This window comes from Chitinophaga qingshengii, assembly GCF_014529935.1.
Taxonomy (GTDB): Bacteria; Bacteroidota; Bacteroidia; order Chitinophagales; family Chitinophagaceae; genus Chitinophaga; species Chitinophaga qingshengii.
The window spans coordinates 148248-172514 of the sequence record NZ_JACVFC010000002.1 but is presented as its reverse complement, the minus strand read 5'-3'; the positions used below and the strand labels follow the sequence as shown (position 1 = coordinate 172514).

The 24267-nt window shown below is 47.2% G+C and carries 21 protein-coding genes; 13 read left to right on the top strand and 8 right to left on the bottom strand.

All coding sequences use genetic code 11. The features are described 5' to 3' along the window. The first annotated feature begins 211 nt into the window (after positions 1-211). The 12 genes from ICL07_RS16000 to ICL07_RS15945 all read left to right on the top strand — a co-directional run bounded on the left by ICL07_RS16000 (position 212) and on the right by ICL07_RS15945 (position 11790). Complete coding sequence (locus ICL07_RS16000) at positions 212-1042, top strand: DUF2167 domain-containing protein (protein WP_188089033.1); 831 nt, start codon at positions 212-214, stop codon at positions 1040-1042. Positions 1043-1588: 546 nt separating this feature from the next. After that, positions 1589-4063, top strand: a complete 2475-nt coding sequence (locus ICL07_RS15995) for a TonB-dependent receptor (RefSeq protein WP_188089032.1) — start codon at positions 1589-1591, stop codon at positions 4061-4063. Between the two features lie 352 nt (positions 4064-4415). Beyond that, on the top strand, positions 4416-4961 hold the full coding sequence (locus tag ICL07_RS15990) for an RNA polymerase sigma factor (RefSeq protein WP_188089031.1): 546 nt from the start codon (positions 4416-4418) through the stop codon (positions 4959-4961). Further along, positions 4949-5518, top strand: coding sequence for a hypothetical protein (locus tag ICL07_RS15985; protein ID WP_188089030.1), 570 nt, complete (start codon positions 4949-4951; stop codon positions 5516-5518). Before ICL07_RS15990 ends, ICL07_RS15985 begins: the two co-directional genes overlap by 13 nt. After that, the gene (locus ICL07_RS15980) at positions 5502-6578 is read left to right on the top strand and encodes a hypothetical protein (RefSeq protein WP_188089029.1); all 1077 of its coding nucleotides are present in this window, start codon (positions 5502-5504) and stop codon (positions 6576-6578) included. Before ICL07_RS15985 ends, ICL07_RS15980 begins: the two co-directional genes overlap by 17 nt. Positions 6579-6636: 58 nt before the next feature. Further along, positions 6637-7380: a head GIN domain-containing protein gene (locus ICL07_RS15975; protein ID WP_188089028.1), complete on the top strand. Its 744-nt coding sequence runs from the start codon at positions 6637-6639 to the stop codon at positions 7378-7380. A 97-nt stretch (positions 7381-7477) separates the two neighbouring features. Next, the gene (locus tag ICL07_RS15970; protein ID WP_188089027.1) at positions 7478-7969 is read left to right on the top strand and encodes a YajQ family cyclic di-GMP-binding protein; all 492 of its coding nucleotides are present in this window, start codon (positions 7478-7480) and stop codon (positions 7967-7969) included. Positions 7970-8044: 75 nt separating this feature from the next. Next, positions 8045-8296: a type B 50S ribosomal protein L31 gene (locus ICL07_RS15965; protein ID WP_168805214.1), complete on the top strand. Its 252-nt coding sequence runs from the start codon at positions 8045-8047 to the stop codon at positions 8294-8296. 69 nt (positions 8297-8365) lie between these two features. Then, the gene (locus tag ICL07_RS15960) at positions 8366-9547 is read left to right on the top strand and encodes a putative sugar nucleotidyl transferase (RefSeq protein WP_188089026.1); all 1182 of its coding nucleotides are present in this window, start codon (positions 8366-8368) and stop codon (positions 9545-9547) included. Positions 9548-9568: 21 nt separating this feature from the next. Beyond that, positions 9569-10330, top strand: a complete 762-nt coding sequence (gene tpiA, locus ICL07_RS15955) for a triose-phosphate isomerase (RefSeq protein ID WP_188089025.1) — start codon at positions 9569-9571, stop codon at positions 10328-10330. Positions 10331-10511: 181 nt separating this feature from the next. After that, a complete protein-coding gene (locus tag ICL07_RS15950; RefSeq protein WP_188089024.1) occupies positions 10512-11108 on the top strand; it encodes a 2'-5' RNA ligase family protein in 597 nt (198 codons plus the stop codon). 397 nt (positions 11109-11505) lie between these two features. After that, on the top strand, positions 11506-11790 hold the full coding sequence (locus tag ICL07_RS15945; protein WP_188089023.1) for an acylphosphatase: 285 nt from the start codon (positions 11506-11508) through the stop codon (positions 11788-11790). 457 nt (positions 11791-12247) lie between these two features. Here ICL07_RS15945 and ICL07_RS15940 read toward each other — a convergent pair whose 3' ends face one another. From ICL07_RS15940 to ICL07_RS15915, 6 genes are all read right to left on the bottom strand, one after another. Then, entirely contained in the window at positions 12248-14404 is a 2157-nt protein-coding gene (locus ICL07_RS15940; protein WP_188089022.1) for a M56 family metallopeptidase, read from the bottom strand. Between the two features lie 19 nt (positions 14405-14423). Next, positions 14424-14813, bottom strand: a complete 390-nt coding sequence (locus ICL07_RS15935) for a BlaI/MecI/CopY family transcriptional regulator (RefSeq protein WP_188089021.1) — start codon at positions 14811-14813, stop codon at positions 14424-14426. 173 nt (positions 14814-14986) lie between these two features. Beyond that, positions 14987-15844 carry a sterol desaturase family protein gene (locus ICL07_RS15930; RefSeq protein WP_188089020.1) on the bottom strand — a complete coding sequence of 286 codons (858 nt, stop codon included), beginning with the start codon at positions 15842-15844 and terminating at the stop codon, positions 14987-14989. Positions 15845-15942: 98 nt separating this feature from the next. After that, positions 15943-16806, bottom strand: coding sequence for a DUF4249 domain-containing protein (locus ICL07_RS15925; RefSeq protein WP_188089019.1), 864 nt, complete (start codon positions 16804-16806; stop codon positions 15943-15945). A 21-nt stretch (positions 16807-16827) separates the two neighbouring features. Continuing rightward, on the bottom strand, positions 16828-19209 hold the full coding sequence (locus ICL07_RS15920) for a TonB-dependent receptor (protein WP_188089018.1): 2382 nt from the start codon (positions 19207-19209) through the stop codon (positions 16828-16830). A gap of 214 nt (positions 19210-19423) precedes the next feature. Further along, positions 19424-19636, bottom strand: a complete 213-nt coding sequence (locus ICL07_RS15915) for a hypothetical protein (RefSeq protein WP_188089017.1) — start codon at positions 19634-19636, stop codon at positions 19424-19426. Between the two features lie 108 nt (positions 19637-19744). On the opposite strand from ICL07_RS15915, the gene ICL07_RS15910 reads away from it, so the two are divergent. Further along, positions 19745-20746, top strand: a complete 1002-nt coding sequence (locus ICL07_RS15910; RefSeq protein ID WP_188089016.1) for a helix-turn-helix transcriptional regulator — start codon at positions 19745-19747, stop codon at positions 20744-20746. A 216-nt stretch (positions 20747-20962) separates the two neighbouring features. Here the strand turns inward: ICL07_RS15910 and ICL07_RS15905 are convergent, their stop codons facing one another. Together ICL07_RS15905 and ICL07_RS15900 are read right to left on the bottom strand one after the other, a co-directional pair. Further along, a complete protein-coding gene (locus ICL07_RS15905) occupies positions 20963-21592 on the bottom strand; it encodes an NAD(P)-dependent oxidoreductase (RefSeq protein WP_188089015.1) in 630 nt (209 codons plus the stop codon). Positions 21593-21843: 251 nt separating this feature from the next. After that, positions 21844-24045 carry a sodium-translocating pyrophosphatase gene (locus ICL07_RS15900; protein ID WP_188089014.1) on the bottom strand — a complete coding sequence of 734 codons (2202 nt, stop codon included), beginning with the start codon at positions 24043-24045 and terminating at the stop codon, positions 21844-21846. Between the last annotated feature and the right edge of the window lie 222 nt (positions 24046-24267).

Genomic DNA, 24267 nt, shown 5'->3' with positions numbered 1-24267 from the left:
TGCGGCAGACCGGTTGCCAGCTTAACCTGTGCATACTGATGGCAGCCATCCGTCTTAATTTTATCCTATCCTTATATAAACCCATCCGTATCCATTTTTTGTTCGTCCATTAAACCACTCAAAGGGTTTTATGTGGAAGGTTTTTACATATTATTTAATCACTTGTTTATTCGGGTTGTCCGCTGCCTGCGCGGGTACAAGGGAGGACAGTTTGAGCAAGTATGAAAAGCTGGACCTGAAGGATAGTCTCCGTGCTTCCTTTTCTTATCAGACAGGGAAAGTAGTGCTGGATAACGGAACTGTGCTGGTAATTCCGGAAGGATACCGTTTTCTGAATGCCGCCCAGGGCCGTATGCTGGTGGAAGGCCTCTGGGGCAATCCCCGGAATCCGGGCTTCCTGGGCGTGTTATTACCCAACGCACAGGATGATGATCTTTTTGGTGTTGAAATCTCCGAGGATGAGTCCGGGTATCTTAGTCAGCCGGAAGCCCGGGAACTTAACTACACCAACCTGATGCAGGAAATGCAACAGCATCTGCTGGTTGAAAACCAGTGGCGTGACGGCAAAGGACTGTGTACAGTGGACTACATGTACTGGGCGCTGCCCCCCGGTTATCATGAAACAGATAATACCCTGCACTTACCACGTGTGTTGCAACTAGGCTCAACAAACGCCATCCTTAATTATGAAGTGCGTATGCTCACCCGTACCGGCGCCTTCAGTCTGACGGCTATTGCCAAAACCGGGCAGCTAAACCGGGTACGGTCGCTGATGTCCGCGCTGGTTGGCCAGGTACACATACCTATCGGACAGCGTTACCGGGATTTTAACCCTCATACCGATCAAATGGCTGCCTGGACGGAAAGGGTGCTGCGTATGGGAACAGTGCTGGATGCCGGTTATTTCTTCCAATGGCTCCTGGATACCTGGTTGTTTGTAGCGGTATCGTTGATGATGGTGTTATTTATATATGTGATGCAGTATATTCATCGCCGCCGGGAACCGAAGGAGTTGTTCCGGATAGATGAGCGGTTGAATTGAAGACGTAATGAGAAAGCATATATCAAGAACGTGAACACAGCGAAAACCTAAATAACTGTGCAAAGGCGCCTATAGGCGCTTTTTTTATTTAATGTTTGTTTTTGGGGAGATGTTTTGCCTTTTGCTTCCTTCGGAAGATACCTGCCTGGTTTTTATCCATTCCCCCATTACGCTCCTCGAAAAAACTGACTTTCTCATAAGGCAGCGTTTGCTAATCCTGCCGTTCCTCATCCCTTTTAAACCGCTTATACCCCTAATTCACCCCCCGGCATATCCCGGTATCCGGGCTGAAACATTTGTCTTTTTGGGTCGTCTTCTTATTGTTCCTGTCACTTATTACCATTCATCCCTGTATATGAACCGTTGGTGTAACAATTTGGTACTATGTAATGCATGATACCTACTTTTACAATGTAGTTGATAAGCTACTGTAGTTGACAAACCACTGTAGTATATTAACCAAGGTTCTTTAAGATGGTATAACCGAATGAATGGACCAGGAACATCTAAAATCTAAAAAACCAGAAAAATTCTAAATCTGCCCTTATGAGATCAATTTTCAAAGCGTTTGCATTAACAGCAGGAATGATAAGCGCTGTGTTAACTACCCAGGCACAAAACGGAAATAAAATAGCCGGTAAAGTCGTTCGTACCGGCGAACAACCCATGGAATTTGCTACGGTTACCCTCTTAAAAGCCGGCGATTCCTCCCTCGTAAAAGGAGCCATAGCAGATATCAATGGTAAATATGAATTTGAACAGGTGAAACAGGGTAAATACCTGATCGCTGCAGCAGCCGTTGGCATGAATAAAACCTACAGCAAACCTTTTGAAATGGGTACAGGTGCGATCAACATACCGGTACTTGCCATGGAAGCGGCTTCTAAAAACCTGAAAGCGATTGACGTAACTGCCCGCAAGCCTTTTATTGAACAGAAAGCCGATAAAATGGTGGTAAACGTGGAAAACAGCATCACTGCCGCCGGCGGCAGTGCGATGGAAGTGCTGGAAAAATCGCCCACTATCAATGTAGACAAGGATGGTAAAATCTCCATGAAGGGAAAAAGCGGAGTGGTAATTATGATCGACGGCAAGCCAACCAATATGTCTTCACAGGATGTGACAGAGATGCTGAAAAGCATGCCCAGCTCCAATGTGGAACAAATAGAACTGATCGCCAATCCTTCCGCCAAGTTCGATGCTGCCGGTAATGCGGGTATCATCAACCTGAAACTTAAGAAGAATAAAAACTACGGTACCAACGGGAGCCTGAACCTCGGCGCCGCTTATGGTATCAGGGGCCGCGCCAATGGCGGGCTCAATCTGAATCATCGTAATGAAAAAATGAACCTGTTCGGGTCTTATAACTATAGCCACCGGGAACAGCAACAGAACCTGAGCGTATTGCGTACCATGACCAACGAAGGCCGTTACCAGGTATTTGATCAGAACAATATCTCCGAAAACAAATCAAACTACCACGCGGGTAAAGTAGGAATGGATTATTTCGTTTCTAAAAACCATACCATCGGTGTAATGGCTGATTTGTCCAGCTGGACCGGCAAAAGCCCCAGTGATGCGGTGACTAAAATCGGTAACGGTCATATCATCGATTCTATCCTGCATACCGCTACACCTGATCAAAGTAAATGGCAGCGCGGGGCTTACAACCTGAACTACCGCGGTATCCTGGATTCTACCGGTAAAGAACTGAACATCGACCTGGATTACGCACGGAATACCAATAAGCAAAGCTCTTCTATCTTCGCTATCACCCGCGATGGTGCTGACAAAGGCATCCTTGGCAGTGATACTTCCCGTAACAACCGGCCTTCTACCATTGAAATCAAAACCGCCAAAATCGATTATGTGCATCCGCTAAAAGGGGGCGCTAAACTGGAAGCCGGCGCCAAAGTGAGTTTTGTGACCACTGATAACGACGCGCAGTTCGACTCACTCCGCACCGGCAACTGGATCCGGGATGAACGCCGCTCCAACCACTTCATCTACAAAGAAAATGTAAATGCAGCCTATATCAATTACAGCCAACAGTTTAAAAGTCTGCATGTACAGGTAGGTCTCCGTGGCGAACAAACCCATATCAGCGGCGATTCCCGGTTCACCAAAAACCAGGAAGCAAAAGTGCTCAAAAACGATTCCAGCTACATCAACCTGTTTCCCAGTGCAGCATTGACTTACCAGCTGGATAAAAATAACAGCCTGGGCCTGACCTACAGCCGCCGTATTCAACGCCCGGATTATGAAGAGCTTAATCCGTTTGAAGGGTACCTGGACCGTTATACCCGGGAAGCCGGTAATCCGAACCTGAGACCACAATATTCCAATAACTTCGAGCTCACGCACACTTTCAAAGATTTCCTGATCACCTCTTTCGGATATAGCCATACCAAAGATATGATGACCAGGATTCTGGAAGCGGCGGTTGATCCGGCTACCGGCGATACTTCCGCCATCATTTACCGGTACCAGAACGTGGCCAAGGCCGACAACTTTAACCTGAATGTGTCTGTTCCGATACCTGTTACCAAATGGTGGACATCCTTTACTACTTTATCCTTCTCCTACAACAGCTACGAAACCGTAGTAGATAAAAACAACGTGAAACTCTCTTCCGGAGGCTTTATGGGCCGTACGCAACAGACTTTCACGCTGGCTAAAAACACCAGTGCAGAAGCCACCTTCACTTATCTTTCTCCGCAGGTGATGCAGGAAGGGTTGTTCAAAATGAAATCCCTCTATGGGCTGGACCTGGGCGTACAACAGAAAGTACTGAAAGGCAAGGGCACGCTGAAACTGAGTGTGACCGATGTGTTCAGGACCAATTATTTCCGTGGCTCTTTCGACAATGCCGGCAGAACTACCGCACTGGTCAGCAAATGGGATGCACAACAGGTAAGAATTGCCTTTAACTACCGTTTTGGTAACAGTAACGTGAAAGCCGCCCGTAGCCGCGAAACCGGCCTGGAAGCAGAACAAAACCGTGTTAAAGGCGGTAATTAAAACCCGGACTCAAGATGGTTTTTTAGGTATATATAAGGATGGAAAAACGCGGCCCTTTTCGTCAGGGCTGCGTTTTCTTCCGGTTTCGCTGAAAAAACCGTTTTCGTCACAAAAAAGCAGGGTTTGGTGGATTTTAAAACAGGAAAAGCATCTCTTCCCAGTAATTTTAGAAAAATTTTTAAAGAGACATTACAGGTATATATCTATATAAAATATTTATAATTATATACTTAGATGTAATATTTCAACAGGCCTTACCTATCAGTCGTAGAAAAAATCCGAAAGAACGGCCTTACCACATGCAACCTTTTTTACAATCATTGTCTTTATAATGAAAGCATCAGCCAATAACTTGAATCAGACGCAAATAGACGGGAATGTAATAGACCGCTGCAAAAGAGGGGATGTTCGCGCATTTCGCGAACTGTATAATGCTTATGCTGGCGCCATGTACAACATCTGTTTGCGTATGACCGGAAACGTGAGTGATGCGGAAGATACCTTACAGGAAGCCTTCATACAGGTACACCGTAACATTGGCAAGCTGGAGCGGGACGCGAGTGTAACAGCGTGGATTAAAAGGATAGTGGTCAACCACTGCCTGAATAATCTTAGAAAGAAAAAAGTGTACTTTGAAGAAGTGGAAGAAGTGGAAGTGGCAGAAGAAAAGGGGATAGACGAGGAATCCTTCACCTGGACCGTGGCCGCCGTTAAATCGGCTATTCACGGACTACCGCAGGGATACCGCACAGTACTGAACCTTTATCTTTTTGAAGAGTACTCCCACCGTGAAATTGCCGATATGATGGGCATTACGGAATCTACCGTAAAAACCCAGTATATGCGGGCAAAGGAAAAAGTAAGACAAATTGTAAAACAACAAAATTGTATTCGTTAATGCCGGAAGATTTTGAAAGTTTTATCCAACAGCACCGGGGTGCATTTGACGAGCCCGGACCTTCACCCAGGGTGTGGGACGCATTGGAAAAAGAGTTGGAAGGAAGCCGTAAAGGCAGGGTAGTGTCGATGCTGGGCAAAAACTGGTTTAAAGCCGCTGTGATTGCGGTCCTGTTGGTCAACGCCGCGGTACTGTTTTATTTCGCCAGGCATAAACAGCAACAACAGCAGGACCTGGCCGTGGTGATCCCCGAAATGCAGGATGCCAAAGTGTATTATACTACCCGCATCAACGAAAAGCTGGAACTGATCAACGCCTATCCGGCCAGTGAGCTGGGGCTTGACAGCACCGCCAAACAGGAATTGCAGTTACGTAATGATACCTATAAAACGCTGGAAAATGAGCTCAAAAAGAACCCGGGCAACGAACGAATCCGGGGCGCCATGGTCCGCTACTACCAGCTCAAATTAGAGTTGCTCGACAAAATCCTCGAAGAGTTGCACGAACGCCATGCAGCTCCCACTCACACAAAAAAACAATATGAAGCTGAAATTTAATTTGCTGTTGTGCCTTGTGTTGCCGCTGTTCACTTTCGCCACAGGCGACGTAACGTATAAAAAAACGATCAACAAGGAATTTACTGTCAGCCCAGGGGCCGTATTAAACCTGAGCAATAAATATGGTAAAGTGGTTTTTCATGCCTGGGGCAAAAATGAAATTAAAGCGGTCATCACCATTACCGGTTTTGGTAAAAGCAGTGAGGAATCCCAGGGTATCGTGGATAATGTAAACATCGATGCGAGCCAGAACAGTGCCGGCGTAAGCCTTACCACCAATTACAGTGCATATAAGTCCGGCTCCTGGATCTTCTCCGGCGGGAAAAAAGATTCCAAGGAGTATGTGAATATAGATTATGAGGTATATATCCCGCAAAGCCTTTCCCGGCTGAAGGTGGACAATAACTTCGGAGATGTGATCGCAGATAAGTTCAACTTCCCCGCAGAGTTATCGCTCAACTACTGCGCTTACGATATCCGCGACGCAGCGGACCTGACACTGAAGCTCAATTACTGTGACAGAGGCCGTATCGGCAAAGCTAACAAGGTAGTGATGAAAGGTAACTACTCCGATCTGAAAGCAGAGCAGCTGGAGTTGCTGGATGTGAGCTCCAACTATAGCAGCTATAATGTTACCAACCTGGGAACGCTGAAGGTATCCTCCAACTACGATAACTACAAGATACAACGGGTAGAAAAAGTAGATGGCCGTGTTACCTTTTCAGATACCAATCTCGGTGATCTGGTAGGAAACATCAACCTGAAGATCACCTACGGCGACCTGAACGTGAAAAGGATTTTGCCAGGCTTTAAAGGTGCCGACCTGATACTGACTTATTCCGATGTAAAAATGGCCGTACCGCGTAAGCTGCCGCTGCAACTGGATTTCGTGATGGTGAATGGGAATGTGAATGTTAGTGGCCTGGAACTGAAAAACGTAAATTCCAATAAAACATCCAGTACCATAATATATAAAGCCCAGGCAGGTGGCGGTAACGAAAGTTCACCAGTCATACGGATAAAAGGCACCAATGCAGACGCCAGCCTGAGTGTATATTAATCATCTATAACGCCCATTCTAAAACCTGATTATAAATCAATTTCTAAAAAAGATCCACATGAAAACAACTTTTAAGTATGTAGTATCCGGCACTTTCCTGGTCGCGTTTTGCGCCCTGCTGGCATCTTTCACTATCAGCCGAGCAATATTGGAGGAACGTGTAAGAGGTAATGGTCAAATGAAATCCGAAAGCCGGACTGCCGGTAATTTCAATAAAATCAGCACTGGAGGCGTGTACCATGTAGAACTGCAACAAGGCAGCACCAACAGTATCCAGATAGATGCAGAAGAAAATTTATTGCCATATATCGAGACAAACATCTCCGGCAATCAGCTGGAAATTTACACCCGCAAAGGAATCAACATTGATCCTACCAAAAAAATCATCGTGCATGTAACCATCCAGCAGGTGAAAAAACTGACCGCCAGCGGAGCCTGCAGTTTTACCGGGAAAGGGCCTATCAAATCTGATGACCTGGAAGTGGTATTAAGTGGCGCTACCTCTGCCGATCTGAATCTGGCTGCCCGGAAACTGGAAGTCGGCATGTCCGGCGCCAGCCAGGTAGACCTGAAAGGCACTTGCAGCGAGGTATCTTACGGAGCTTCCGGCGCAGCGCACATCAATGCCCTGGATTTTCAGACACAGGAGGTGAAGGTGGCTATCTCCGGTAGCGGTGAAGCCAAGGTGTTTGCAGAGAAAAAACTGGATGTAAGCGTATCCGGTGTGGGAAAGGTGAGGTATAAAGGCAGTCCCGCTGTTACTCAGTCCGTTTCCGGCATGGGTAACGTGCGTCCCATTTAATTTTTTTTAGATTTAGATTTATATATGACGGGCAGGTAGTTCACTACCTGCTTTTTCTTTTTTATATTTGTCGTTCGAATATAAAAATAATTGATTTATGCCGTCCTTTGATATTGTTAGCAAAGTAGATTTACAGACACTGGATAATGCGGTTAACACTGTGAAGAAGGAAGTCACCAACCGGTTTGACTTCAAAGGCTCACATGTGGTAATAGAGCTGAACAAAAAAGATCTGGTGCTGAACATAGAGGTAGACAGTGATATGAAGCTGGGGCAGGTGCTGGACGTGCTGATTTCGCGTTCCATGCGGCAGGGCCTGGAAGCCACCATTTACGACCAGAGTAAAGAGCCTTATCAGAGTGGTAAGGTATATAAGAAAGAAGTGCCTATCCGGAACGGTATTAAACAGGAAGATGCCAAAAAGATCGTGAAGTTGATCAAAGATTCCGGAACCAAGGTACAGGCTGCCATTATGGACGACATTGTTCGGGTGACAGGCAAAAAAATAGATGATTTACAGGAGGTTATACAGAAGTGCCGGGAAGCCAACCTGGGTATTCCGTTGCAGTATATAAATATGAAATCCTGATTTTTTTTACAATAAACTTTGGGTGTTAAAGAAATTTGGTTACCTTTGCACCCTGTATTTACAATAATATTTGATATGAAACAGGGAATCCATCCGGAAAATTACAGATTTGTGGTATTTAAAGATATGTCAAACGGACACAGCTTTTTAAGCCGTTCCACTGCTCCTTCCAAAGAAACTGTAAAGTGGGAAGATGGCAATGAGTATCCGTTGATTAAGTTGGAAATTTCCAATACTTCTCACCCTTTCTATACTGGTAAGAATGTGTTGGTGGATACCGCAGGACGTATCGACAAATTCAACAAACGCTACGCTAAAAAAGCCTAGTTGTTCGCAACAATATTTTTATAAAGAATCCCATCGGCTTATCGATGGGATTTTTTATTTTTAACCCCTATGGAGCGTAATTACATTCTTTTCGACACGCCCGAACGTGACCTGTTATACCCCTTTACGCATACAAGACCCATTGCCGCCTGCAGAGTAGGGATTCTTACCATACAGGAAAAGTGGGAACATTGGCTGGGGGCAGACGTCAGTCACTTTACCGTACCATATTTGCAGGAGAAGTATCCGCTGCAACGTGGAGGCGATACTACCGTGAACATATTGATCAGCGGGCATATTATGCCCGACGCAGCCTTGGTAGCTGCCATCGGTGAATTAGCGCCTGATGAGGAGTTGTATAAGGATAATCGCCTGATTGCGAAAAAAATACAGGGGCGGGAAGTACATCTGTTGCCCGCTGTGAGCCGTAAAAATTATACCGGCCCGGTAGCCGGTATTTTCAGGCCCTGGGATATTTTTATGCAAAATGACCGGGCCATCCGGGAGGATTTTGCCCGGTTAACCGAAGGGCGGAGCTCTGCACCGCTGCCGGAAGGCTGCCAGGTATCGCATCCCGAAAATATATTCCTGGAGCCGGGCGCCGCCGTACATTGCTCCATACTCAACGCCGCCACCGGTCCCATTTATATTGGCCGTAATGCCCTTATTATGGAAGGCTGTGCCGTAAGAGGGCCATTGGCCCTCGGAGAAGGTGCCGTGCTAAAAATGGGGACTAAAATATATGGGGCCACTACCCTGGGGCCTTATTGTATTGGTGGCGGTGAAATCAAAAACAGCGTATTTTTCGGCTATTCCAATAAATCACATGACGGTTATGTTGGTGATGCCGTGATAGGCGAGTGGTGTAACCTGGGAGGCAATACCAACTGTTCCAATGTAAAAAACAACGCTGCCGTAGTGAAAGTGTGGATGGAGGCCAAACAGGCAACAGAGCCGGCCGGTCAGAAATGCGGCGTGATGATGGGGGATTTCAGTCGCACCGGTATCAATACCATGCTCAACACCGGTACGGTGGTGGGGGTATCCTGTAATATTTTCGGAGCGGGGTTTCCGCCTGCATTTATGCCCTCCTTCAGCTGGGGGCACCAGGTAGGGATGACCGCCTACCGCCTGCCTGAGGCGCTGCGCGATGCTGCTGCCTGGATGGCGTTTAAAGGGCGGCAGCTGGAAGATACCGATCGAAAGGTACTGGAAGCCATATTTCACGAAACAAACACACAACGACCATAAAATTTAATATCACAGTACATCATGAGAAAAAAAATTGTTGCAGGTAACTGGAAGATGAACCTCACGCTGGCGCAGGGTGAACAATTGATCAATGACATTCTGCAGGCTGGCCTTAAGCTGGCAGAAGGACAGGAAGTAGTGGTAGCCACTCCTTTCCCGTACCTGACCAAGGCTAAGTCACTGTTGAAGAACTATCCCGGTTTCTATGTGGCTGCACAGAACTGCGCCAGCGAAAAATCCGGCGCTTATACCGGCGAAGTGTCTGCAGACATGCTGCAGTCTATCGGCGTGGATTATGTGATTATTGGTCACTCCGAAAGAAGGGAATATTTCCAGGAAAGCAACGCAGTGCTGGCCAAGAAAGTGGACCTGGCCCTGGCTGCCGGTATCAAACCTATTTTCTGCTGTGGCGAGCCGTTGGAAGTGCGTCAGTCTGAAACCCAGAACGCTTATGTATCCAAACAGCTGGAAGAAAGCCTGTATCACCTGACCGAAGAGCAGCTTAAAAATGTAGTGATTGCCTATGAGCCGATCTGGGCTATTGGTACCGGTCTTACTGCGAGTGCAGCACAGGCGCAGGATATGCACGCCTTTATCCGTTCACAGATTGCTAATAAATTTGGCAGAGAGGCGGCATTGCATCTGACCATCCTGTATGGTGGCAGTGCTAAGCCGGGCAATGCAGCGGAGCTGTTTGCCAATCCTGATGTAGACGGTGGTTTGATTGGTGGTGCGTCTTTAGTGGCGAATGATTTTGTAGCGATTATCCAGCATTTGGGTTAGTATTTTTTAACATAAAGCATGAAGCAGGGATAGGCGGAAACGCTTATCCCTGCTGTTTTTTATGCGCCGGTTGAAAATCTGCGTATTTTTTTAGTATAAAATGCTAAAAAAATTAGTATTTCCGAAAAAAGGTTGTATATTCGTATTGTCATTCTAACAGTCAGTGTTAAAATATCAGGTTATGAATACGAATTATGAAACTTCGGAAGCGTTATTTGATTATTTGCTGGTAGTGAATCCGGATGTGGTAGTAGCGAAAGATGTAAACCGTATACGGCAGTTTATTGCGACGTCCCTGGAGGATGCTGCAAGCATAACATCCCCGGTGCATATCCCACTATTCAGATCCGAGTTTCCGGCGCGTTTTGAAGATGACTTTATTGACATGGTGGAAGAAGTTGCCAAACGTCAGTCAGGTTTTGCTATTTATACATCGCGATTGGAGGCGGTGCGGCATGCAGATGGCCGGCAGAGTATCTGTGTGAATGTGGCCAATCCTAAGCCATTGGTGGAGCTGCACAAGAGCATTCTGCAGTGTTTTGATCTGAAGCCACAGGCCTTTAAGCCGGGTATGACGATTGCGCGTGGGCTGGATGATACTGCTATCGGCAAGGTGTTGCCGGCTTTAACGCAACGTTTGTTTGTGCGGAGTTTTAACTGCCATTGTTTTACGCTGCTGAAGCGGCCGGTAACAGGTGGTAAGTATCAACGGGTGCGGGATATCGTGTTTGGCGATATTGAACATATGACAGGATCTTTGTTCAATTATGCTGCTTAGCAGGTTGAACTTTTTATATATCATTGTCTGAATCGGGAAGAGCCGGATTGGAGATGCATTGGATGGAAACTGAACGAGCTGTATCATAAATGCTGTAAAGAACTTGCAGGCTATTATTTTGTGACCCCTTCAGTTTTCATCTGTAGTTTGTTTCCCTCAAGTTAACCATTCTCTATCTTTCCTCTTAACGGGGAGTTGCTGTTATTACATAACCGGTGTAAGTTGAATGCCAACAACTGTTTGCGCAGATGGCAGGCGATGCCGCCGGAGAAATCTATTTCAGTGCCCCGGGATTAAATGTTACATTCGTTTGGCCATTCAACCTATTATGGACCAATGGATCAGCTGATCTGTATCCACCCTGATTCAGACATTTTTTGAAATAACCATGGACGTTATGACAACCAAATCAATCGTACACAAAGAGATCGTTGTGAAAGGCCGCGTACAGGGAGTTGGCTACCGGGCTAATGCAAAACATATGGCAGATCTGCTGGGCGTGCAGGGACAAATCAGGAATATGCCGGATAAAGCGGTATGGATTCTGGCGGAAGCGGAAGAACCCGTGATGGAACAATTCCTGTCCTGGTGCCGGAAAGGACCGGCCATGGCTAAAGTAACGGAAATGGAGATTAGTGTGGGACCGGTGCAGCATGTGTCAGGGTTTACCATTCTTCATTAAGCGGTATGCATTAAGCTGCCTGTATTAATGCGCTGTATCTGATAGTATTAGTGCTGTTCAGCTGTATACAGTCATATTCAGTGCCCCCGCTATTCATGGTTGTCTTTTGAGTTGCGCGCAGCTGTATTCCGTTTTATTCAGTGCCCCATCAAACGCTATTCAATTGTTATTCTTTTATGGGTTGTTGTTGACTGATTCATACGCGTGTGAATACGCATAGCTATAAGCCGTTTCGTAATTCGTAATGCTCCATTCGTAACTCATTCTTAAGGGTTGCTATCCTTCTATATAAACCTGGTTAGATAACAGGTTCTGGTGTTCCTTTCCTATGCCTGGACTACCGCTTTTCCCTATTAGGCGGTAGTCCTGAAATAAAGAAAGCGCAAAGAATATGACGGGCCGCTGTCGCAACTCCAGCCGTATCATTCTTTGCGCTTCTTCTTTTATAGAGAGGTAATTAATTCTCTACGTTGATACTCAGATTACCGGGTTCCGCTTGTTTGATAACAGTCCGTTCATTTTGCAGATAGGAGCGATATTTATCGGCCACGTTATCTGGTTGTTTGGTACCGTTGATATACAAGCCATCTTTATTTTTTTCGATGGTGAAAGTATGTTTGTTATCGATCAGATTGTCTCCTGCCATTTTATCTATCATTTCGTGATATTTTTTGGAAGTGGCATCTGCTCTTTTGCGGGCCTCGTCGGCTCTGGAGCGTGCCTCGTCGGCTCTTTTGCGTGCATTGTCGGCTCTGATGCGCGCTTTGTCAGCTTCCATCCTGCCTCTTTCGGCTATACGGAATGAAGAATCCCTTCTTCTGTCCATCGTCTGTCTGTGGGAATCGTTGAATACCCTGGCGGAATCACGGAAAACGATCATCCGTTGTTTGTTGGCGGCCATCATTCTTTCCCGGGTTGCTCTCATGGCTTTCTGTTGGCTGACGTACATTTTTTTCCGGTCAGCGTTCCATTCGGCGCGCATTTTAGCATGATCGCTTTTCCAGTTTTCATCGTTGAAGTCAAACTTAAAATCGAAGCTGCTGTCGATATCCTGCTGGATTTGTTTCCAGTCGATGCTTTTTAGCGCTTCCCTGGCAGCTTGTTGCGCCTCTTGTGTTTCTTTGGCTATCGCCTGCCAGTCTACTTTATTCACGGCAGCTTGTGCTTCGGCCTGGATTTTTTTCATATCGACTTCCTTCAGGCGTTGCATGGCTTGCTCTACACTTTTTTGAGCCTCACGCAGTTGTTTTTTCATTTGCTCGGTGTTCCGGATATGGCTGAAACGAACAGGAGTGGAGTCGGACATGATGACCATAGGGCTGCCTTTCGCATTCATCACCATCATGTTTTGAAGTGCCGGAAGATTCAGTGTGTTGTCATTCATGATTTCCGGAGCGTCAGGAGCGTCAGGAGCATCGGGTGCATCTGGCACATCGGGCACTACGACTGGGTCAGGGGTGACAGCTGGTTCCGGTGGAGCTGGCGGAGTTGGTGGCGCTGGTGGTGCAGCGGGAGGGGATGGGGGTGTTGGTATGCTGGTATCTCCTACCATCATGAGTTGAGGATCTTTTTTGCCGTTGTCCTTGCCTTTAGCGGGATTGAGCCATGCAATGGAAATAAGGCCGCTGGCGATGATGAGGACTGCTAATAATTTTTGACTATAGTTAAGATGTTTTGTTTTCATCTCCATAATTCTTTTGATGCGGTGAAACAGATGTTGTTTATCATCTGCAGCAGCCATAGCCATGGGGTTGGAAGTTAACCGGTACGTTTCCAGCGCCATCAGGGCTTGGGCATAATGCAGGGGTTGGACGGTACCGGCAATAACGAGGTCGTCGCAACAGTGTTCCCTTTCCTGGCGGATGATACGGGAAATCAGCCATACGAAAGGATTGAAGAAAAGAATGGTTTCAACAATTGATTGGAAGATATTCAACAGATAATCGTTGCGTTTGACGTGTGCCAGTTCATGTAACAAAATGGCTTCCAGCTGTTCTTCCGACAGGTTGTTGACCATGGCGACAGGCAGCAGGATCACGGGTTTCAGGAATCCCAGCATCACCGGTACCTGGATATAACGGGATATCAGCAGTTTTACCGGGCGGGATAACTGCAACCGTTTCATCAGCTGTTGCAGGTGTTTTTCCCAGGCTTCGCCCATCGGCTCTATCATGGTGGTACGGATGTGATGCAGTTGTACCAGGTCGGAAGTGAATTTAATAGCCATGAGCAACATGCCCGCCAGGTACAAGGTTACCAGTATCGGGAAACACTGTTCCAGGGTGGGAAAGAGTTCGATGGCTCTCAATTGCCCGGTGTAGGGAACCGCTGTTTGTTGTGCCGGTTCGGTCGCCTCCATGGGAGTGTATTGTACCAGCAACTGTCTGGCTACGGTAACCGTTTGCCATTGCTGATAAAAGGTGATCAGGAACCAGGTGAAGATACCTGAGAGAGCAAAAAAAGATAGATTGTATTTAATCCTGGCACTGGCCATGGGCCATAGTTTCAGCACTATTTTTAAACAGGCATATACGAAAAAAGCCTGCCATAGGGCATGAAGTATACTCCAGCCAAGCGCGCGTACCAGGTCGCCGGTAATAGGTAATAAGTTCATAGTAGTAGCTGTTTTACCTTTATCGCTTTTCTTGTTTTTCTATCGCTGCTAAATATTCCCTGATTTTTTCCAGTTCCGCATCGGAAGAGCGGTGTTGTCCCAATGCCTGCATCACCAGGCTGGACGCCGATCCGCCAAAAACGGTATCGATCATTTTATTCAGGAGCTGTTGCCTGGTTTTTTCCTGGGAAACAGCTGCTTTGTATACGTGTGTTTTACTGCTGGTGTCACGTTCCAGCAGCTCCTTTTCATGCATGATCTGCATCAGCTTCAGGGTGGTGGTATAACCGGCATCTTTGGTGGCAGAAAGGATGTCGTGCACCTCCCGTACGGTGCGGGGCCCTTTCTCCCAGAGGATGCTCAGTATTTCCAGTTCACTATCTGTAGGCTTTATTTGTTTCACAGTCATGATGTTTTATCAAGGATGATTATTGTTGTACGAATATCTTCGTAGCTAATGTACGATAGTTTTCGTAATTGCAAAATTAATTGTGGAAGAAAATGATAAAGTAGTTTAAAACCGGATGAGCGGAAGCAGTAGATAATACTCCGGGCACCGGATCCAAACCGGAGGCTCAGCGTTTACCAGCCCCTTAATTGTTTGGTGGTCTGCCGGCTGCCATCGGGGCTCCAGCCCGGTGCATCCAGCAGGTAATGGATGGCTTCCCGGAAGGAACGCGACCGGCGCAGATCGCGCCAGATATCTATCCATTCATGGGTAGCAATACGGAAAGGATTGTAGGTGTTGATATTTTTGGTGAGTCCATATACCGGACGTTGTTTTTCCGGGGTGAAGGTGCCGAGCATCCGGTCCCAGATAATGAGGATGCCGGCATGGTTACGGTCCAGGTATTCAATATCGGAACCATGATGTACCCGGTGATGGGAAGGCGTATTGAAGATAAACTCAATAGGCCGCGGAAGTTTGTTAATGACCTCGGTATGTATCCAGAACTGGTAAATCAGGCTGATGGCCTGCATGCTTAACACCATCACCGGATGAAACCCAACCAGCGGCATCCATAGCCAGAACAGGAAAGAACCGGAGAGATTACCGGTCCAGGTTTGCCGGAGGGCGGTTGCCAGCGTGTATTTCCGGGAGGAATGATGAATAACGTGGGAAGCCCAGAAGAAACGGACGGTATGACTGCTACGGTGAAACCAGTAGTAGGTAAAATCATCTGCAAAAAAACATAAAACCCAGGCCCACCAGGTAAAACCGAGGGTAAAAAAACGATAGTGGTAAGCAAAAAGGTAGATCGCGAGAATAACGCCTTTGGTAAACAGGCCGATAAAGACATTGCCCAGCCCCATGGCTATGCTGCTAAGGGCATCTTTGGGCTCATACAAATGCCGGTGGTCGATAGTGGTAATGGTGATCTCCAGCAATATCAGCAACACAAAGCCGGGAATGGCATACATGATCAGGTTAGGAGGCATACGCTTTGGATATTAAGGTATTTGGACATTTGGTTATATAATTTACGATTTTTTGATCGTCTATCGATAACCAAATGTCCAAATAATCCAATATCCCGTTATTTTATCGGTTTTTCCGCCCTGCTCACTGCCGAGGCGCCAAACCAGCCCAGGATTCTGGTTTTCCCGGAAGGGGTGATATTATTGACATTAGATTTAACGTTTTCCAGCACTTTGGCAAACATACCGCCGGCGTTTACCTGCTGGTCTACCTGTGTGAGGAAATCGTGACTGCGTTTGGTAACGGCTCTCAGTTTTACAATCACTTTTTCATTAAGCTGGAATGGTTTGCTGTAATCGGTGATGCTTTCTGCGATGGGCAGAATGAAGGTGGCGCCGTCAGATACGCCTTCATCGTAGGAACCGTCGATAGAAAATGCATCCCTTAAACGGCGGGTAGTATCGTTACGGTAGGAGCGGATCCAGTAATAATCCGTTGGGCCGCCTTCGATATCTTTCGCGTGCATCGTGGCATAGTAGCCTTCTTTGCCCGACATGGATTCTTCCTTGGTCTTAAATTTCAGGGTGATGGAATCTACCGGCGGTACCCGTTTAATGGTATCATATGCTTCAAAGATTTCCCCTTTATACTCAATGTGCAGTTTATAGGCATGGCCTACAACACCGATGGGGTTGTTGCCTGCATCGTAGCTGTAACGGTCTTTATTAAAGGCAAATGCATAGGATTTGCCGATGGTTTCGTCCAGCAGGGTGATATTGGCATCGTTGATAATAGGCGCCGGACTGTTATCTGTAAACGGCACGGACATCGTGAATTTAATCGTTTGCGGACCAGTTTCCGTCGTGATCCAGGCATCGAGCACGGGGTAAGACTTTCCGGGTGCGATATCCAGGTCTATTTTATCCTCGCAGGCGGTCAGCACGGCGAAGGCTGATATGATGAACAATGACAGTTTTTTCATGTAGTTTCTTTTTTAGACAGATTAAAACTTGAAGTTGTACGTAATACCTGGGATGATGGAGCCGATAATAGACAGGCGAACGGCTTCCCGTTTGTTGGGATCATCTTCATTTTGCTTGAAGTAGATACTGTAAGCATTTCTGCGGGCGTATACGTTATACAGTGAAAATACCCATTCTCCTTTCCAGCGTTTCAGTTGTTTGCCTTTCAGGGTGAAAGAGAGGTCTAAACGGTGAAATGCGGGCAGGCGGTAGTTATTACGTTTCTCGGTGCTGTTATAGGGGATATCCCAGTCCTGGAATTCAAGCCGGTTGTCGGCGTAGGTACCGGGTGTGCCGGAAGCGTATACCCAGTTGGCAGACAGAGAGGTACGTTTAGTGAAGGTATGGGTAAGTACCAGGTTGATGTTGTGTGTACGGTCATAGCGGTTCAGGAACCACTCGTCCATGCTGATACCCGGCGTTTTCCTTTCGGAGCGGGACAAGGTATAGCTGATCCAGCCGGTTGTTTTACCGATATCTTTTTTAGCATACAACTCAAGACCGTAGGCACGGCCCTGAGAAGGGAGCAGGTCCGCTTCAATCAGCTGGTTCAACTGCAGGTTGGCATTGTCGATATAATCCAGTTGGTGATCGGTGGTTTTATAAAACGCTTCCGCAGAAAACTCATAAGAGTCGTTGGGAGAGTTGTAGAAGTAACCGATGGTGTACTGGTCAGACAGGCTGGGCTGGATGTTGTTGGTGCTCGGTGTCCAGATATCCAGCGGCGTAGGAGAGGCCGTATTGGAAAGCTGGTGCATGAACTGGGAAGTACGGCTATAGGCTACTTTCACCGCATTTTGATCGTTGATAGCGTAGCGGGCGCTGAGCCTGGGTTCAAAGTAGTAGTAACCTTTGATCAGTTCATTGGCGCCGTAAGTTTTGCTGCCGGTGAGTGTTTTGCGGATACCAGGTGTGGTGTCATTAAAATAGTAGGCAGTTCCCTTACCCAGCAGTTGATAGGCAGACAGGCGGCCGCCGTACTGGATACCGAATTTTTTGGAAGGTTTCCACTCATGGTCCACATATACAGCAGATTCCAGCGCATGTTTTTCGGTCATTTCCTTGATACGGGTGATATCGCCTTCTACACCGGTACCCGTACCCGGACGGAAAGTATAGTAGATACCCTGTACTCCGAAATGCAGGCTGTTGCTACTGTTTACGTAGTAGGTGAAAGATGGTTTTAATCCGTAGTTGATGATGTTGGACGTCCATTTATAACCCTGCAGTTGTTCATCTTCCTGTTTTTTGGAACCGTTGCTGAAGTTGAGGCTATAATCGTATTTAGAGTAGTAGGTGGTGAGGTTGAGGAACAGGCGGTTGGTGAATACATGGTTCCAGCGGATGGTGGCGGTGGTATTACCCCAGTTCATGTCCACATCTTTACCCAGACCGAATTTATCACGGCCGAAATAACCGCTGACAAAGAGGGTGTTGTTTTTGTCGAATTTGTAGTTGGCTTTAGCGGTGAGGTCATAGAAGTTTAGTTTGGTATCTTTCATATCACCTTTCATAAAAGGTTTCATGAGGATATCAATATAAGACCTTCTGGCGGCTACGATAAAGGACGATTTATCCTTTACCAGCGGGCCTTCCACGGAGAGGCGGCTGAAGATGTTACCGATACCGCCGTTGACATTGAAGTTCTGGTTGTTACCGTCTTTCATGCGGATATCGAGCACAGAAGAAGTTCGGCCACCATATTCAGCCGGGAAGCCGCCTTTGATAAGGTTGAGGCTTTTTACCGCGTCCGGGTTGAATACAGAGAAGAAGCCCAGCATGTGGCTGGAGTTGTATACGGGGGCTTCATCCAGCAGAATGAGGTTTTCATCGCTGTTACCACCCCGAACGTTGAAGCCTGAAGAACCTTCACCCACAGTTGTTACGCCAGGGAGGGTCTGAATAGAACGGAGTACGTCTACTTCACCCATAAAGGTGGGCATCTTTTTCATTTGGGCGATGTCCAGGCGGTTGATGCTGGTGTTGAGTGTATTGACGGCTCTTTCCTGTTTCTGTCCGTTGATGGTGACCTCATTGAGCTGGCTGCTGCTGCTTTCCAGGCGAATGTCCAGCGTTTTGTTGCCATGGAGGCTGACAGTAGTTTTCACGGGAGCGTATCCCATATAGGAAAACTGCAGCTCATGATCTCCGGCAGGAAGCGTCAGTGAATAGAATCCGTATTGGTTGGTAACAGTGCCGATGGAGGTTCCCGGTTTCCCGATGGAAATTCCGACCAGACTTTCCCCGTTCTGTTTGTCTTTTACATAACCGCTAACGGTAAAACGTTGCTGTTGTGCGCGCGTTGGACCTATTGCCAATATTACTACCAGCAATGTCATCCACATGGTGACCAAAGTTTTCATAATAGGTAAATCTCGATTTTAATGACGTTTCCAGTTTTTGTGACGTTGCTATTAAGACGGACTGGGAAATCTGTACCCCTATCCGGGATCAGATTATTTTTGGTTAATATTAGTTGTGAAGATAATCTGGAAAAGTGAGAAAGAATATTGAGGTTGAAGCATGGGGCTTGTACTTCAAGCTCAATATTCAGCATAGGAGAGGCTTTGCGGGGAATCAGTCGAGGATATCACAATTGAATCCCAGACGGGTAACGAAGTCGATAATAGCATTTTCGGTCAGTTGCTGGGGACTGATCACCCGCAGTACTTTGTCACAATCTTCAATGTCCACGCTGCAGGCGTTTACACTAAAATGAGAAAAAATTGCGTCAACTACGTTGTCTTTATCCTTGGCGGTGTTAATATTTGTACGGAATATTCCAATCATGGTCTTAAGATTTGAAAATTGCGGAATATATTTGTGCAAATTTGCTACTGTTTGTCCGTATAGCTGTTACACGAAAAGGATTAAAACTTATACGAAACGGATTATTTTATGGCTGTAGTGATCAAAAATGAGCTGAACGAAGTATTGCTGCAGGAAAGTTTCCCTTTTTCGCCTGAAGGCGCCATTGCGTCCAGGAGTATGATAGAAGAAAGTAAAGAGCAGCAACTTGATTTTGGCGCCTATAAAATACAGGAATGTAAATTTGATGGTATCCATCTGATCATCTGTTCTGCAGAGGTTTATCAAAACGTGACCATTGCATCAGACGATATTGCCCCTCACGTATCCATGCTTTTTATGGAGCAGGGCGACGTGCGTGCCAGTCTGCAGGGCGTCAACGGCCAGTTTCGTTTTTCTTCCCGGGAACATAATATTATGTATTCTCCCCATTGGGAGGAAACCGCTGTCTTGCAAAAACAACAAGGCATCCAGGTGATCGGTATGAATTTCTCCCCTGAGCGTTTCCTTGATCTGGCCGACAACAACGGGCAGGTACTGGGTAAAATGGCCGACAGGGTAGCCAACCAGAAACGGGTTGCCCTGACGGAGAAGATAAACCCGCATATCACGCCCCGCATGAAAACTGTGCTGGCAGAGATACGGCAATGCCGTTTCAAAGGCGGCTTAAAGAAATTGTTTCTCCAATCCAAAGCCATGGAACTGCTGGCCCTGCAATGTGACCAGGTGGAGAATGAATTCCGCCCTACCCATGTAGCGCAGCGTAGTATTACCGGCCGGGAACTGGAACAATTGCAACACGCCCGCTTCCTGCTGTTACAGAACCTCCACGAACCGCCTTCCCTGTCACAACTCTCCCGCCTGACCGGTCTCAACGAGTTTAAACTTAAATCCGGTTTCAAAGCTGTATTTGACAATACCGTATTCGGTTATTTCAATGATCACCGCCTTGGCTTCGCCCGGGAAATGATCCTGGCCGGTGGTAAATCTCTCGCGGAGATCGCCGAAGAGGCCGGGTATTCATCCCCTCAGCATTTTAGTGGTGCGTTTAAGAAGAAGTATGGAGTGGCACCCTCTCACTATGGACTGTAATGGCCATGATTAGTGTTGATATCGCTGATTTGGGGAGATAGGAGCGGAGAATGTTTTATTGCATTAATAGAGAGTAAGATATTGATAAAAAGACAGCCCATCGATTATTCGATGGGCTGTCTTTTTATCATGAAAAATTACAAATAAGATTTGATGACTTGTAATGCCGGTATCTTCGCAAATCAGCGATATCACCACTAGTCATGGCTTCAGCGGTTAGTAAGCTACCGTAAACCGCTGTTGTATATGCGCTGGTTTTTCCAGTTCATCAATCAGGGCAACAGCGTAATCGGCGGTAGAAATTTTACTTTCGTTATTGGCGTCGGTGAGGAGTTGGTTACCTCCGAGGCGGAATTTGCCGGTACGTTCGCCGGGGGCGATCATGGCTGCCGGACTTAATACCGTCCATTGCAGGTCTTTATCCTGTTTGATGATTTTATAAGCTTCGCGGGTAGCGCTGGCGCCTTCTTTCCAGGCAGCGGGAAATTCAGGGGTATCCAGTAACTCCAGGCCCGGAGCTACTTCGAGGCTACCGGCGCCACTAACGGCGATGAGCCTTTTGATGCCAGCCTGTTTCAGTCCGCCGATAATGGCCCTGATGGCTTTCACATAGGTAGCGGTATCATGGGCACTGTAGGCGCTGATGACAGCGTCGTTGCCGGCTACCAGGCCTGCTACTTCCGTTTCGTTGGTAACGTCGCCTTGTTTAATAGTAAGGTGATCATTTTTAACCTGTATTTTCTCCGGGTTGCGGACGATCGCAGTTACTTCATGACCCCTGTTTAAGGCCTCGTTTAAAATGGCACTGCCAATGAATCCTGATGCACCAATGATAGCTACTTTCATATTTAGTTCAATTTTATCGTAATGTAATAACAATCTGAATCGATAACCTGTTTAACTGTTTTGTTTTTTGTTACAGTTTAACAACACAAAAGTAGGGTTCTTTTTAACTGTAACAAAATAAATTACAGTAAATTTTTAAAAAGAAGCGGACAATTAGGGGGAATAGGTAATAATTGATTGTTAATCATGTTATTATGACCTGCTTCCGCTAATTGTCCGCTATCATATGGAGGACAGAGCCTGGTTTTATTTTATTTCAGGTCCAGGACATACGCCTGTTGAGCTTTCACAGCAGGCGGTGTAACGGTTTTTACCTTTACTACCGGTGGTACTTCTTCCTTGGTGTGGAATTTCTCTGACAGGGTAGGTGCAATGACCAATGAAACGATCGACATCAGTTTGATGAGGATGTTCATAGAAGGACCGGAAGTATCTTTAAACGGATCACCTACCGTATCACCGGTTACAGATGCTTTATGTGGTTCAGATTTTTTGTAGAAGGTCTCCCCGTTAATTTCCACGCCTTTCTCGAAGGATTTTTTCGCGTTATCCCAGGCGCCGCCGGCGTTGTTCTGGAAGATACCCATCAGTACACCGCTGACAGTAGCACCGGCGAGGAAGCCGCCCAATACTTCAGGACCAGCGATAAAGCCGATGAGCAGGGGGGAGATGAGTGCGATAGCGCCAGGCAGGATCATTTCGCGGATAGAAGCCTGGGTAGAGATAGCCACGCATTTATCGTATTCCGGTTTGCCGGTTCCTTCCATGATGCCGGGTATTTCACGGAACTGGCGCCGTACTTCTTCCACCATCGCCATGGCTGCGCGTCCTACCGCTGCAATGGCCAGTGAGGAGAAGATGAAAGGGATCATACCGCCCACAAAAAGTCCGGCCAGTACGTCGGCCTTATAAATATCGATGCCTTTGATGCCGGCTACCCCTACGAAAGCCGCGAACAGCGCCAGTGCGGTGAGGGCAGCAGAAGCGATGGCAAATCCTTTACCGGTAGCAGCGGTAGTGTTGCCTACCGCATCGAGGATATCGGTTTTTTCACGCACATCTTTCGGCAGTTCACTCATTTCAGCGATACCACCGGCGTTGTCCGCGATAGGGCCGAAGGCGTCGATCGCCAGCTGCATAGCCGTGGTGGCCATCATACCGGCAGCGGCAATCGCCACGCCGTAGAGTCCGGCGAAAGCGTAGGAACCATAGATGCCCAGCGCCAGTACCAGGATAGGCAGCGCCGTAGATTCCATCCCTACAGAGAGACCACCGATGATGTTGGTGGCAGCGCCGGTAGCAGATTGACGGATGATGGAACGTACCGGGCGTTTACCCATGGCCGTATAATATTCTGTGATGATGCTCATAAGGGTACCCACTACCAGTCCTACCACGATAGAGCCGAATACCTGGCCTTTGGTGAATTCGTGACCACGGAGCACCATAGGGCCGTCGGGCAGTATCCAGTTAACCAGGAACCAGGAAGCAATAGCTGTGAGGATAATAGAACCCCAGTTGCCCATATTGAGCGCTTTCTGTACCACGCCGGTATTAAGCCCTGCGCTATCGCTGATGCGTACGAAGAAAGTGCCGATGATGGAGAAAATGATACCGCTACCGGCAATCATCATGGGGAGGAGGATGGGAGCAAGGCCGCCAAACATGTCCTGGGAGGCTGTTTCAGAGCCCAGTACCATGGTAGCCAGTACGGTGGCAACATAGGAGCCGAACAAGTCGGCGCCCATACCGGCCACGTCGCCTACGTTATCGCCTACGTTATCGGCGATGGTGGCGGGGTTACGCGGATCATCTTCCGGGATGCCGGCTTCCACCTTACCTACCAGGTCGGCGCCTACATCGGCCGCTTTGGTATAGATACCGCCGCCTACACGGGCAAAGAGCGCGATGCTCTCCGCACCCAGGGAGAAACCGGTCAGCACCTCGATGGTTCTGATCATTTCAGTAGTATTGGCAGCGGCGCCAAAGTACGATTTGAGGATAATAAACAGAGAGCCTAGCCCCAATACCGCGAGGCCGGCAACACCCATACCCATCACAGAACCACCGGTGAAGGATACTCCCAGCGCCTTAGCCAGGCTGGTACGGGCGGCTTGTGCAGTGCGCACGTTGGCTTTGGTTGCTATTTTCATTCCGATAAATCCGGCAGTGGCAGAAAAGACAGCCCCGATAACGAAGGCCAGGCCTATCGACCAGTGGGAGGTATGATGGGATGCTCCCATATAACCCAGTAACAGCGCAGCTATGATAACAAAGTAGATGAGTACTTTATACTCCGCTTTCAGGAATGCCATAGCGCCTTCCGCAATGTGCTGCGCTATTTCTTTCATCTTTTCATTGCCCGCATCCTGGCGGGAAACCCAGGAACTGCGGACTGCAGTAAATAACAAGGCCAGTAATCCAAAACAGGGAACGAGGAAAACGATACTCATAGAAGCGTATTTAAATTGCTCGGTTGAAAAAATAGCGTATTGATTGAATAAATGTTATCCAATAAATATAAATAATAAAATTTTGAATTACGAATTACGGTTCAGGAATTACCGCAGGCAATAAAGAAATGAATAGAAAGTTAATGTGGTAGCGGATTTGAAGCGTGTCATCCGTACCGGTAGAATGGTTATTTTATCCGGGAATTCCCCGAAGGGCCATTG

Coding starts and splice junctions, on each gene's coding strand:
- ICL07_RS15995 (WP_188089032.1), top strand. CDS start 1,589: ATGAGATCAATTTTCAAAGCGTTTGCATTAACAGCAGGAATGATAAGC.
- ICL07_RS15980 (WP_188089029.1), top strand. CDS start 5,502: ATGAAGCTGAAATTTAATTTGCTGTTGTGCCTTGTGTTGCCGCTGTTC.
- ICL07_RS15975 (WP_188089028.1), top strand. CDS start 6,637: ATGAAAACAACTTTTAAGTATGTAGTATCCGGCACTTTCCTGGTCGCG.
- ICL07_RS15970 (WP_188089027.1), top strand. CDS start 7,478: ATGCCGTCCTTTGATATTGTTAGCAAAGTAGATTTACAGACACTGGAT.
- ICL07_RS15965 (WP_168805214.1), top strand. CDS start 8,045: ATGAAACAGGGAATCCATCCGGAAAATTACAGATTTGTGGTATTTAAA.
- ICL07_RS15960 (WP_188089026.1), top strand. CDS start 8,366: ATGGAGCGTAATTACATTCTTTTCGACACGCCCGAACGTGACCTGTTA.
- tpiA (WP_188089025.1), top strand. CDS start 9,569: ATGAGAAAAAAAATTGTTGCAGGTAACTGGAAGATGAACCTCACGCTG.
- ICL07_RS15950 (WP_188089024.1), top strand. CDS start 10,512: ATGAATACGAATTATGAAACTTCGGAAGCGTTATTTGATTATTTGCTG.
- ICL07_RS15945 (WP_188089023.1), top strand. CDS start 11,506: ATGACAACCAAATCAATCGTACACAAAGAGATCGTTGTGAAAGGCCGC.
- ICL07_RS15940 (WP_188089022.1), bottom strand. CDS start 14,404: ATGAACTTATTACCTATTACCGGCGACCTGGTACGCGCGCTTGGCTGG.
- ICL07_RS15935 (WP_188089021.1), bottom strand. CDS start 14,813: ATGACTGTGAAACAAATAAAGCCTACAGATAGTGAACTGGAAATACTG.
- ICL07_RS15930 (WP_188089020.1), bottom strand. CDS start 15,844: ATGCCTCCTAACCTGATCATGTATGCCATTCCCGGCTTTGTGTTGCTG.
- ICL07_RS15925 (WP_188089019.1), bottom strand. CDS start 16,806: ATGAAAAAACTGTCATTGTTCATCATATCAGCCTTCGCCGTGCTGACC.
- ICL07_RS15920 (WP_188089018.1), bottom strand. CDS start 19,209: ATGAAAACTTTGGTCACCATGTGGATGACATTGCTGGTAGTAATATTG.
- ICL07_RS15915 (WP_188089017.1), bottom strand. CDS start 19,636: ATGATTGGAATATTCCGTACAAATATTAACACCGCCAAGGATAAAGAC.
- ICL07_RS15910 (WP_188089016.1), top strand. CDS start 19,745: ATGGCTGTAGTGATCAAAAATGAGCTGAACGAAGTATTGCTGCAGGAA.
- ICL07_RS15905 (WP_188089015.1), bottom strand. CDS start 21,592: ATGAAAGTAGCTATCATTGGTGCATCAGGATTCATTGGCAGTGCCATT.
- ICL07_RS15900 (WP_188089014.1), bottom strand. CDS start 24,045: ATGAGTATCGTTTTCCTCGTTCCCTGTTTTGGATTACTGGCCTTGTTA.